General features: G+C 30.2%; 14 protein-coding genes. 5 read left to right on the forward strand and 9 right to left on the reverse strand.

What is annotated here, in order from left to right:
• Positions 1–124: 124 nt before the first annotated feature.
• Positions 125–619 (reverse strand): GNAT family N-acetyltransferase, encoded by a 495-nt coding sequence (locus tag M2373_RS22295; RefSeq protein WP_259113665.1) that lies wholly within the window; start codon positions 617–619, stop codon positions 125–127.
• Between the two features lie 89 nt (positions 620–708).
• Between M2373_RS22295 and M2373_RS22300 the strand changes: the two genes are divergently transcribed.
• The 3 genes from M2373_RS22300 (at position 709) to M2373_RS22310 (ending at position 3,592) form a co-directional block, all read left to right on the forward strand.
• Positions 709–2,190: a PLP-dependent aminotransferase family protein gene (locus M2373_RS22300; RefSeq protein WP_259113667.1), complete on the forward strand. Its 1,482-nt coding sequence runs from the start codon at positions 709–711 to the stop codon at positions 2,188–2,190.
• Between the two features lie 104 nt (positions 2,191–2,294).
• Positions 2,295–2,813, forward strand: coding sequence for a GNAT family N-acetyltransferase (locus M2373_RS22305; RefSeq protein WP_259113669.1), 519 nt, complete (start codon positions 2,295–2,297; stop codon positions 2,811–2,813).
• Between the two features lie 23 nt (positions 2,814–2,836).
• Positions 2,837–3,592: a hypothetical protein gene (locus M2373_RS22310; protein ID WP_259113671.1), complete on the forward strand. Its 756-nt coding sequence runs from the start codon at positions 2,837–2,839 to the stop codon at positions 3,590–3,592.
• Between the two features lie 249 nt (positions 3,593–3,841).
• On the opposite strand, the gene M2373_RS22315 is transcribed toward M2373_RS22310, so the two are convergent.
• On the reverse strand, positions 3,842–4,699 hold the full coding sequence (locus tag M2373_RS22315) for a LysR family transcriptional regulator (protein ID WP_259113673.1): 858 nt from the start codon (positions 4,697–4,699) through the stop codon (positions 3,842–3,844).
• Between the two features lie 17 nt (positions 4,700–4,716).
• On the opposite strand from M2373_RS22315, the gene M2373_RS22320 reads away from it, so the two are divergent.
• A complete protein-coding gene (locus M2373_RS22320; protein ID WP_259113676.1) occupies positions 4,717–5,610 on the forward strand; it encodes a DMT family transporter in 894 nt (297 codons plus the stop codon).
• A gap of 727 nt (positions 5,611–6,337) precedes the next feature.
• Here M2373_RS22320 and M2373_RS22325 read toward each other — a convergent pair.
• The 4 genes from M2373_RS22325 to M2373_RS22340 form a co-directional block, all read right to left on the reverse strand.
• Entirely contained in the window at positions 6,338–7,495 is a 1,158-nt protein-coding gene (locus M2373_RS22325; protein WP_259113677.1) for an NUMOD4 domain-containing protein, read from the reverse strand.
• Between the two features lie 42 nt (positions 7,496–7,537).
• A complete protein-coding gene (locus M2373_RS22330; RefSeq protein WP_259113679.1) occupies positions 7,538–8,338 on the reverse strand; it encodes a GLPGLI family protein in 801 nt (266 codons plus the stop codon).
• Positions 8,339–8,343: 5 nt separating this feature from the next.
• The gene (locus tag M2373_RS22335) at positions 8,344–8,841 is read right to left on the reverse strand and encodes a hypothetical protein (protein ID WP_259113682.1); all 498 of its coding nucleotides are present in this window, start codon (positions 8,839–8,841) and stop codon (positions 8,344–8,346) included.
• Positions 8,842–8,938: 97 nt separating this feature from the next.
• On the reverse strand, positions 8,939–9,802 hold the full coding sequence (locus M2373_RS22340) for a hypothetical protein (RefSeq protein WP_259113684.1): 864 nt from the start codon (positions 9,800–9,802) through the stop codon (positions 8,939–8,941).
• 36 nt (positions 9,803–9,838) lie between these two features.
• On the opposite strand from M2373_RS22340, the gene M2373_RS22345 reads away from it, so the two are divergent.
• Positions 9,839–10,417: a DUF4304 domain-containing protein gene (locus M2373_RS22345; RefSeq protein ID WP_259113689.1), complete on the forward strand. Its 579-nt coding sequence runs from the start codon at positions 9,839–9,841 to the stop codon at positions 10,415–10,417.
• A 143-nt stretch (positions 10,418–10,560) separates the two neighbouring features.
• On the opposite strand, the gene M2373_RS22350 is transcribed toward M2373_RS22345, so the two are convergent.
• The 3 genes from M2373_RS22350 to M2373_RS22360 form a co-directional block, all read right to left on the reverse strand.
• A complete protein-coding gene (locus tag M2373_RS22350; RefSeq protein WP_259113686.1) occupies positions 10,561–10,770 on the reverse strand; it encodes a hypothetical protein in 210 nt (69 codons plus the stop codon).
• An 8-nt stretch (positions 10,771–10,778) separates the two neighbouring features.
• Complete coding sequence (locus tag M2373_RS22355; RefSeq protein WP_409013229.1) at positions 10,779–11,033, reverse strand: DUF5712 family protein; 255 nt, start codon at positions 11,031–11,033, stop codon at positions 10,779–10,781.
• 99 nt (positions 11,034–11,132) lie between these two features.
• The gene (locus tag M2373_RS22360; RefSeq protein WP_310468869.1) at positions 11,133–12,026 is read right to left on the reverse strand and encodes a DUF5712 family protein; all 894 of its coding nucleotides are present in this window, start codon (positions 12,024–12,026) and stop codon (positions 11,133–11,135) included.
• Positions 12,027–12,354 lie beyond the last annotated feature (328 nt).

Below are 12,354 nucleotides of genomic sequence, written 5' to 3' on the forward strand. Positions count from 1 at the left end.
TGACCTATTTTCAAGTTTTTAAGATAGGTCATAAAAAGGTCATAAATATCGTGACCTATTTTGATTTTTTTTGATACCAGCGCTAAAACAAAAAAACGCTGTAAACATTGATGTTTACAGCGTTTTAGCTTATTTTTGTTTCCCAACTGGCGGAGTAAATACTCCATTCGTAGCTGAGCCACTCTGTATTCTCCTTTGCACCCAAACGTTCGTAAAATCTTTTACCTGACTCGTTCCAAGGTGCAACAGTCCATTTGATCTGTGTACAATTATGCTGTTTTGCTTCCTCTTTCAATGCATTCATCAATTTCTCTCCTATCTTTTGGCCTCTATAATGATTATCAACGTATAATTCCTTTAGATAAATTGCAGGTCGATTTTCTGCAGTATAGGGAAGAAAATAATACACCAACATTCCTGCAATCTCATCACCATTCTCGGCAACAATACAATAAAAATCAGGAGGCGTTTTTCTAAATCCACTATTTCTCACAATCTCAGGGGTGATTGCGAATGAATCTATATAATGTTCAAAAACGGCAAGTTCTTTCATAAGAACCCAAACCTTGTCACTATCCGATTCAACTGCTTTTCTGATTATAATTTCATTTTTATTCATAAAAAGTATTTTAAAGATTTGTAATAAAAAATTTTATGATACAAAAATAAAAGCAAATTGGTTTATATTTGTAGTCCAATATTAACATTATGAATAGTCCAATTATTAAAACTTTGTTTAGTCAGATATTAATAAATAATCATAATGACAGACCTGTCTATCTGCAAATTTCAGATGAAATCCTCATTCTTATTAAGAATGGGAAATTAGGATCTAATCAAAAACTTCCGTCATCAAGGGAAATTTCAAAAATGTTAGGAGTTAATAGAGTTACAGTATCCAAAGCCTTTGAAGAATTGCAAGCTCAAGGATGGTTAGAAAGTTTTGTAGGACGAGGAACTTTTGTCTCTTCTCGTATTCCCACATTTAAGCCCAAAAAGCTTCAAGAATCCATTATTCAACTTGGATTAAAAACAGCTGGATTTAAGGTGAATGACAATCAATACGTGGCAAATCCTTATTTTATACCCACCTCAATGCTACATTTGGATGATGGATATCCTGATCCAAAACAAGCTCCTTTACAAGAACTTTACAGAGCATATCGCAACCAGCTCACACGTAGTGGCCTGTATGATAAATTTGGTGCTTACGGCTCTCCAGATGGCTCAGAAATGTATAGAGATTCAATATCTAAATATTTAAATGAAACCAGAAATTTAAAAACTACAAAAAAAAATATCCTATCCATTCGTGGAACTTTAATGGGAATAAATCTCGTCTGCACATCATTAATCAATCCGGGAGATGTCATTGTATCTGGAATTCCAGGATGGCAGCGTGCAGAACATAATTTTCTGCACGCTAGGGCAAAGCATATTGGCATCCCTATAGATGAAAATGGAATTATTATAGAGGAATTGGAAAATATATGTAGAAAAACCAAAGTCAGAATGGTATATGTGACTCCTCATCACCACTATCCTACTACTGTCTCATTGCGTATTGACAGAAGACTTGAGCTTCTAAGGCTAGCCAATGAATATGGTTTCATCATTTTTGAAGATGATTATGATTTTGATTTCCATTACAATAATCGTCCTCTCTTACCTTTAGCAAGTGCAGATGAAAATGGGATGGTTATCTATTGTGGTTCATTTAGTAAAAGTTTTTCGCCGGCCTTTCGTATGGGATATCTGGTAGCTTCTGAAAATGTAATTGAACATCTTGCTAATGTTAGAATTCTACTGGATCGTCAAGGTGATCATATATTGGATAATGCAATGGCAGAAATACTAACAGATGGAACGGTTCAACGCTATACTCGAAAGGCATTATCGGTGTATCATGAAAGGCGAGATTATTTTTGTTCCTTGTTGAAAAATGAGTTGGGTGATATCATAAACTTTTCAGTACCAGAGGGAGGTATGACTGTATGGGCTGAGTTTGAAAAAAACCTAGATTTGAAAAAAATTACTGAGCAAGCGTATTCAAAAGGATTATACTTTTCTGATGGGAGCGTTCACAAATATGCCAGCTCTAATAAAAATGCAACAAGATTGGGTTTTGCGTCCTCAACGACAAATAATCTCTCACAAAGTATTGATATTCTTAAAAGAATTGTTTTATAATAAATAATTGGACTATAGACTTTATAAGAATTGGACTATTAACCTAAAATCTACAGGACTTAAATTTGTTATATTTTTATTTATCTAAATTAACTTATTTATCAATGAATAATATAATAGTACGCAAAGTAAACACAGATAACCTAATTGCACTTCAACAAATTGGAAGAAAAACTTTTGAAGAAACTTTTTCAGAAAGCAATTCAAAAGAAAATATGGAAAAATACTTGCGAGAGGGTTTTTCAGAAGAAAAATTACTGGATGAATTGGCTGATGAAAATTCTGAGTTTTACTTTGCTATTGATGATGGTGACATAATAGGATACCTTAAAATCAACTTTGGTAATGCTCAAACAGAGCTAAAAGACAATAAAGGTCTTGAAATTGAACGTATATATGTATTAAGCAAATATCATGGTAAGAAAGTCGGTCAACTGCTTTATGATCACGCCATAGAAATAGCTGCTAAATCACTTGCTAAATATGTGTGGCTAGGCGTATGGGAGGAAAACCCTAGAGCAATAAACTTTTACAAGAAAAACGGCTTTGTCGAATTTGACAAACATATATTTGTTCTTGGAGATGATGAGCAGACAGATATTATGATGAAAAAAGAGCTGTAAAAATGTAATTGCTCCTCATTGCTATGAATCAAAACTTTTTTAAGGGGGCTATTGATTGGTATATTAACTCCAGCTTTCATGTTGCTGCAGCTGCAGTTGCATTGGTTGGAGTTACAAATTATTATGCAAAATTAGAGTATAACTATAGCCTTTTGATTTTTGTTTTTTGCGCTACGATGTCTAGTTATAATATCACAAAGTACTATGAATACGTGCGTACACATATACACTTTAAAAAGACATTACAGTCTATAATTATTTTTACAATTATTGGATTGATTGCGTCTATATATTATTACTTCACTTTTAATTACAGGACACAAATAACAATTTTTCTGTTTGCCATTTTAAATAGCTTATATGTTATCCCTTTTGGTAAAAGCAAACTTAACCTCAGAAACAGGGCAGGTATCAAAATTTATATCGTATCAATTTGCTGGTCTGCGATAACTCTTCTTTTACCAATTTTAGAATCAAACGCCCCTTTACAGCCCTATGTAATTTTTGCGTTCATACAGCGCTTTATTTTGACTCTCATTTTGATCTTAATTTTTGAAATTATTGATCTTGGTTCTGATGACTCTCAACTTAAAACTTTACCACAAGTAATCGGGACTAATAACACGAAAGCTTTTATATACCTACTTGTTGTCGCCTTTTTTGTTTTAGATTTTTACAAAAGGACACAATTTCACTATCAAATAATTATAAATCTAATCGTTATCGCATCAATTATCGCATTTACCTATTTTGCTGATAAAAACAAAACTAAATATTAAACACTTTTTTGGGCGGAGGGAATTCCATTGTTGTGGTTTAAATTAATGCTTATCATTTTCATTTGTAAACTGAACTAGTACTTTCAGAAATTGGCAATACCACTCCGAAAATGTAGCTGAAAATCATAATGACAGTGGAGATTTATTATTAAAACAATACCTCCACTGATACACTAAACGCATTAAACTATTACAAAATAGCATTTTTCTGAATTAAAAAAGAACCTAACTTCGCAAAATAGTTAAAGGTTAAATTAATTGTAAAACATTATTTATAATAGGATTATGATCATCTTTTCGCCATGTAATAAATAATTCGCTTTCAAAAGGAAGAGTAATAAATTTGACCCCATCATTGGTGTTTAATGAATAGGAATGAGGAAGAATAGAAATGCCCAAACCTTTTTTCACCAAGGAAATAATAGTTGATCCAAATTCACTGAGGATGTAAGGTTTAGGACTTATTTTATAGAACGAAAAAATTTCATCAATTTTTGAGGTATAACTGCTCTCATAATCACTAGTGGTTAAAATAAATTTCTCTTTAAGCAGCGATTCTGTAGAGAGATCTGATAATGTATTAAAATAGTGTTTTTCAGGAACAATAAGAGCCAGATTTTCGGAGGACACTTTACGGGAACTGAGAATTGATGACTGATTGACATCTCTCGTAAGTGCGATATCTATTTTATAGTTTTTAAGATAGTCATCTTGATTTTCATAGGCCAATTGGATCAGTTCTATGCTGAGATTAGGAAACTTTTTTAGAATGCGATCTATTAAATCAGGCAAAATTGATGATGAAATAGAATCAGGATGAGCAATTTTAATCGCTCCCATTTCTCCTAAATGGATTTGTTGTGCAGCTTTATGAATTGTCTGCAATTGATCAAGCTCAGCACTCCACTTTTCCTGTAAAAATATTCCGGCAGGGGTAAGCTTAACATTCCTTTTATCACGAAAAAAAAGTTGAACCCCTAACTCTTTTTCTAATGACTGAATGTTTCGGGTTAAGGCTGATTGAGTAATATTCATTTTAGAAGCCGTATTCCAAAAATGTAACTCTTTAGCTAGAGCAAGAAAATATTTTAACTGATATAAATCCATTAATGCAATTTAAGAAAATGCAAAAGAAAAACATATATTATATACTGCTTATTATAGGTACAGCCTTTTGGGGTATCTCTTTTCCAGTTACAAAGAATGCAGTAACAAGTTCACCTTTAGCTTTATTTTTATCCTATAGGTTCCTGATTGCAACGGTTGTTTTAGCAGTATTTTTTTCAAAATATTTAAAATTAATCAATCTAAGAACATTAAAAGTTAGTTCCAAACTTGCCATCCCGTTAATGCTAGGTATTGTCTTTCAGACTTTAGGATTAAAATATATTGAAGCATCACAATGTACCTTTATAGCAGGTTTATGTGTAATTGTAGTACCCCTTTTGAAATGGATATTTTACAAAATAAGAATTCCAAATAAAATATGGATAGCCTCACTTATAGCGTTAACAGGCTTATGTATTATTGCATTAACGAATGATTTAAAAATCAACAAAGGTTCGATTTATACAATGCTGGGGACATTAGGTTTTAGCCTTTATCTGATACAGGTAGAAAGAGAAAACAAAAATATAGATATTGTAACTACAATAATACCCATGTTTGCAATCTGTTCATTATTATCTTTCTGTTATACGAGTACAGAGACTACTACAAATTGGCTTCCCAATGACAGCGATTTCTGGCTATCAGTAATATTTTGTGCTTTATTCTCTACAGCATATATGTATACTATTTCTATGTTAGCGCAAAAGTATATCAATGCCGAGAAAGTCGCAATAATTTACTTGTTTGAACCAATTTTTGGAACTATTGCATCCTATTTTATTCTTGATGAACTTATTACAATACGGATATTAGTGGGAGGAGCCTTTATAATGTTAGCAACATTTTATTCAGAAATTAACTTCATAAAAAAATCCGTCAGGGCAACAGATCTTAGTGAATTTAATTGAGTTAATAAAAGTAATATCTAGTAACTTCTGTGATGAAATGTTTTCTAATAATTCATTTCCACTCTTACCAGAAAATGACACTTCTTATTTTAGATACAAAAACTGGATGAACAAGGAATCGTTCACTAGGGATAATATGAATACAATTTTAAGCGGGTTAGGGTTAATTTATAATGAAACTACCTTCTACGATGATGCAGAAAAGATATCAAAAACTTTATCCAAAGAAGACAGAAAAAAACTTTTAATTGCTATGTTGTACTTTATAGGCGAAGACCTACATAAAATTTTTTCCAAGTGCTGAGTGGACTTTTACTAGAAAGTATTATTTTCATCCGTTCGATGAACCTATATTATTCTATGAAAGGCATTTTTTTACATTTTTTGATCTGAATGTCTTATTGGATCAAAAGCTCCTAAAAGAAAAGAAAATAACATTCAAGAACATTTACAAAAAAGTAGAAAAGTATTATTTAAAGGAAAAAAAATATGGGACTTACATTGAAGAGCTTAGCATAATCCTTGAACAAAAAATTATTCTAAAACTTCGAAGTAATACAACAGTTGAGCCATTTATTTCAAATAACTATTATTGGGCAGAATGTAATCTGCCCTTTATACTGAGCTGAGCTATCAACAAATTTTGGCAAAATAAATTCAGGTAATTTATTTTTTCAGTTTGTGTTTTTAATTGAGGCTGTCTCTCCTTAGACAGCCTCTTTATATTTTATTGTATTCTATTCAAATGATATGAAGATGACTGCAGTTTTAATTGAGCAACATCTAAATCCCAAGGAGGATTATTTTTATTAACAACAATAAAGGATCTGCTATTCAGATCAAATTCTTTTACAAAACAATAATAAAGATATCGGTTAATTCTAATCTGGGCAGGTTTTCCATTGTAGCTTAAATTTGCATACAGATAGTAAGAATTCTTATCATAAATATCTACGTAAAGAGAAAGTATTTTCTCATGGGTGAAAGCTGTATTTTCATTTTCGGTCCAGCTATACAATCTTTTTATTCTTCCTTTACTAGAGATACAGAATTCGTTTTCAAAATTGGGTAGGGGTTTCCACAATTCCCCGGGCATATCTTTTAAAGATAAGTTCATGCAGGCAGGTGGATTTTTTTTATTGACCCTAGGCTTACCCAATCTAGCCCAAAGATTTTTATTAAAAATGATATTAGATGTACGTTTTCTTTCTTTTATAAAGTTCTGTTTTAAAGGTATATAATCCTTTACAAACCATCTGAAGCCTCCCGCGCTAAATCTATCTTTTTTAATTACAGAAAGTATATAAGTGTGAGCGATACCAAGCGTCTCACTCGCCTGATAAATACTGTCAAATGAAGCCACAAAATTCCCCTGCAATGTATGCTGGCTTACTGCCTGATAATAATCTCCTTTATTCCCTCTTCCTGAATTCAGGGTCTTACGATGAACATCGCTTACCGATAATTTTTCAAGATTATCCGCGTGAACATGAAATCTATTGTCGTCCTTAAAGGATATCATAAACGTTTTATCATCCATATTAAACGATTCTACAAAATGGTAGTATACCAAACGGGCTACTGATTTACCGTACTTTTTTCCTTCAGACGACAATGTACATCTTACATTGTAAAAATGTTTTTTCAGATATTTATTAAAATACCTGAAAACATGAGATAATTTAATTTGCTCTTCTCTATTTCGGATTCCCCCATAAGCGTTAATAACAGAACGCTGCAGGCTTTTAATTCTTCCATAATTGGATATGGCATAGTTTTCAAAATTTTCTATCACTTTCCATTCTTCCCCAGGAAGGTTTTTTAAAGAAGTATTAAAAAGTACTGACTTTAGATATTTGTCTTTAATCTCAGTAGGTAATTTCATACTAAATTAAAATTTTAGTGATGAATTATCAATTAGAGCAATTTAAGGGTATACAATAGCTTCTGACAATTCTACTGGATTATTTTTTTGTTTTAAATACTCTTGCATTTCCTTTGTCATTTTTCTAAAATCAGGCTCGATATCTTTTCCATTTTCATCTTTAAATTTAGCTTTTACATTACCGGTTTTCATTTCTCTGTAAGGATCATTGTAGTATGCTAAAAGTATTTTTTTTAGTTCACCTTTTGATACTTCAAGTGGCTTAGGTTTAATATTTTCAAAATCTACAAGATCAGATTTTTTTCTTAATTCATTAAATGAAAATTCATATGACTTTGTTTTATCAATCATATAAATTATTAATCCTGGTAACCCTTTGAAAATATAAGGACCTTCTTGAAAAGGAATATCTTTTGTAAACCAAGCTTCCCAAATTCTCCCTTTGTAATTAAGAGTTGCTTTTTGGCAATTGTAGCCGTTCTTTTTTATCGTTTCATTTTCTATTTTCCAATCTAATTGTATAGGTTCGGATATTTTATACACGTCTCTAAGCTGAAAATAAAATTTGGAAGTTATTTGAGGGGATTTAATGACCATAAAGGTATTATCCCCTACAATAAATCCTTTAAATCCGGAACTTTTAATTGAGTCTACTTCATATTGTTTTTCTGATAAAAATTTAGATTCTTGACCTTTAATTAATAAAACCATCTTTTTGTAGGTAATCTCGGAATTCGTAGAATCTTCCTTAAACTTCATATCATAATTAATTTTTATACTCTGTGAATAAAACAATTTTGTTATAAATAAGAGTACGAATAGTGTGAGGGATTTTTTATACATGGTATTTATTTTATCATTGGTGGGTTATCCCATAAATTTTGGTTGAGTTTAAAGAAAAGTCCATTTACTTCGCGATGAAATTTTTTTCTATCCGGGTCAATTTCCTTTGGATTATTAATGTTAACAAATCGAATGACACCTTTGTCAGTTTTCCTAAATATATCTACGACAGCAAATTTACCAAAGTTATAATTATACATAATACCATTGCCTAAATCAACTCCAGATTCTTTAAGGTTATAATTTCTTATATCTTCTAATGAAACACTCTCATAATAAAAACCTAATAGGTTATTATATGTACCAATAAAAGTGTACATAAATAAAAACTGTTGAGTAAAAGTCTTATTAAAATGAGATTTTAAGATACTATTAACATTTTTTGTTTTAAAATATATTAAGTCTTTTTCGACTTTATTATAAACATAATCCCCATACATTGTAAACTCAAGACTTTCATTAGAAAATTGAAACGTATGAATACCATAAGGTCCGTCATTCATTGAATGTTTAGAATGATTTAAAAAATAATAATTATTACAACTCTGTAAAGAAAAACACAAAGCAAAAATTATCATTAACACTATTTTTTTTTGCATATTAAGTTAATTCTGTATTATATGGATTATAATTGCATTCTATCTCAAATTTATCATTTTCTTTTTTAGGGATGTAAGTAGCAGAACAACAAAATCTAAATTCACAATTATTACAAGGAAAAATATCTTTTTTTTGAATATTCCAAATTTTTGATAATTTTTTGATTGTTTTCGTTTCTATGTCATGCAATGAATTTGTAATATTTCCATAGTTTACTCTGTCCAAATTATTAAACCTTATAATTCCATTTCCATCTACAAATATTGTTTTATATAGTGATAAATTATAGTTATTGGCAATATTAAAAGTATTAGTATTAACGTCTACTGTGTTTAGCCCAAACTTCGGTGTAAATAAATTATTACTATTCTTTTTTATAAAAAAACTAGAAACCTCAAAATTTCTAATTGTTTTTTCTTTCGGAGAATTATATAGGTAAACAGTTTTCAGTCTATTATCTTTATATATTTCCTTATCAATCTTTTGATATGGAATTGTAAAAGACAGGTTAGTAATTCTTGAAAATTTAAGAAGATTTAAAATATTCCAAATTACACTCATACTGTCTTCATCTGTTAAATGGAAATGTAACCTTTTAACACCTAACCCATTAAGATTAGATATAATTTGATCTAAATTTTCATTTATGAATTGTGAAAAAACTATAGTAACAAAATAAATACTCGAAGTATCTTCATTAATACTACGTAGAGAAAGATCCGGAAAATAACTATTTGTTGAATAAAATATAAACTCTTTTTTTTCCAAAAAATCTAAATATTGTTTTGCTACTTTGTCATCTTCAAACTCTGTAAGAATTTCATCTTTTTGTTTTCTATGTATATAGTTTAAAAAATCAATCATTGTATTTGGGACAATTTTAAGGAAATTATTAAGGGGATTGCACCATTTCTTAAAGAAAAAGGATACAGAAAGAAAGGAAATACCTTTTTTATAAATCCCGATAAAAATTATGGAATTATAAACTTTCAAAAAAGTCAAGATAGCAATAAAGATGAAACAAAATCCACTATTAATTTTGGTATTTATTCTGATTTTTTGGGGAAAGTTGTAGATTTTGATTATGATAATTCTGAAGTGCAAGATGTATGGGCTTGCCAATGGCAAGTAAGAATTGGAGATTTTATGCCTAATCAACCAGATTTTTGGTGGAGGATTAAAACAGATGATAATTTAAGTGGAATTATTTCAAATATATCAGATAATATTCAAAATATAATTTTACCTGAAATTGATAAACGTTTAACGGATGATGATCTCATGAATAGTTTGATAAAAGGAGATTTTACTTGGTCAACATCTGTTGATAAATTTAAATATTTAACAACTTTTTTGAAAGCTAAAAAAGATTATGATAGCCTAAATGAAGTCGTGGAAAAATTTATGCAAGAGCCAGACGGTAAGAAATATTATAATATTGTTAAAGAACATCTGGAAGAAATAAATTATAGTAAATAATATATAGAGGATGTCTCAAATTTGAGACATCCTCTTTTACATAAAATATTATATACAGTAAGATGTAGAAAAAATGTAGAAGTCCAAATACCGGACTACTTTTTTTTCAAAGCAACTGATTAAGGTAAATTCCTTAATCAGTTTTATCTTCCCAAGTCAATCGCTTTTTTAGCATATTTAATAGCTAATTTTGCGGCTTTTATCGCCGCTTGTTGTGGTGTAGCCGGGATATTTAAAGGAATATCTTTTAGTGGATTTATTTTAGATAATTCGTTAATACCACTCGTTTTCCTTAGCTCATTTTTAACCATGGAAATAGGCTTCTGAAGTATATTGGCGGGCTGTTTTAGCAAAGATTTTGTTAGACTATTTTACTCTTAAAATGGTCATACGAGCGATAGTTTTCCCTTTCAAAATTATATTTTTCGTCAAACCTATTTTCCAATTTTGAAAAAAAATTATCTCTATCAAAACCTTCCTTTCTCAAATTATCAGCCTGGTTACCCTGCTTCTTATTACTTAATGGAGATAGGGACATTTTATGCCTTTTATCAGGCGTATTATCATACCTGCTGACTACAATATGAACATGATATTGATCTCCACCTTTTTTCATTCCCTCTTTTACTATTTGTTGGGTGACACGATCTAAATGTAAGGAATTATTAAGCTTAATGAGTTTAGCCCGGTCAGTATTTCCCAAGGACTTGTTATCTTAAATTTCCTTAATTTGAGATAGTATTTTTTTATTTTCCTGAACCCATCGATCTGTAGCTTTATAGGTTCTTTGCTCTTCCACTTTTGCAAACCATACAAGATCTTTCTCAGTGAGTTTCCTTGTACTATAATCTTTATTGATAAGCTTTGCTTTTTTTATTTTTAATCTGGAAAATTCATTTTGATATTCAGGATTTATTTTCGATATTCCTTCTTTTTCCAAAGCCTTTTTGACATCACTATTTAAAGTATTGAGCTCAGATTTTGATAATGAATTTTTACTTTTATTATATTTTACTAATTGCCTAGATTTTTCACTTTCATACCGCGCTGTGAATTCAGGATTTATTTTTGATAGGTCTCTTGATTCCAGTTCTGTATTAATCTCCATGTATATTTTTTTTTCTTCAGTTTGCGTTGGCAGCTTATCAGGATTTGTATAAATTTCTCTTCCGAAACTATCAGCATATTCTTTCATAACTTCTTTTGAATAGTCCCTCAAAAGCTGATGCATAAGATCATTTTTTATTTGTGAAATCTGTTCCTTCCCTTCATCAGTTTTTTCCGCTTCTAAAATAAATTTTTGATCGATTCCCTCTTCAGCCATTTTGGATTCTGCTAATATTTTTAAGTGATCTATTTCTTGCTTTGGTGGCGAAATATTAAGCATAAAAAATGCGCTTGATTTAGAATTATGTCGATCAGAAATATTATTATCAATCATATCAGATACTTCCGAAGCTTTGTAAAATTTATTTGAATCATTTGAGAAAAAACTATTCTGATCTTTTATAAAATCATGATCCTGTCCATCATTTAATAAAGAGGATGGAGAAACGTTGACATCTCTATTCTCAACTTCATTTTCTACAAAAGTTTCATTAATATTTATGAGTTTTTGATCATCATTCCGAGCGTTCCCATCTTCTAAAAAAACTTTTCATTAGGGTCAGATTCTTTCTCTTCGTTTTCATATAGTGATTTAGATATATCATCTTTAGACTCATTATTTTTTAACAAATTTTGGTCTCTTTCCTGATTTTCTTTTTCTAAATATTCAATAACTCCGGCACATGAAAACCCTAACATTGAATTGTGGGGAGTGAACCTAGCATGCATAATATCATCATTATTTTAATATCAATTAAACTCGCTACTCTCCAGCTTGCTTCTTAAAACCGCCATATCATCACTCACTTTCTTATCAAGAATCTTCGCAT

Origin of the sequence: Chryseobacterium sp. JUb7 (genome assembly GCF_024806495.1) — a bacterium.
Lineage (GTDB): Bacteria > Bacteroidota > Bacteroidia > Flavobacteriales > Weeksellaceae > Chryseobacterium.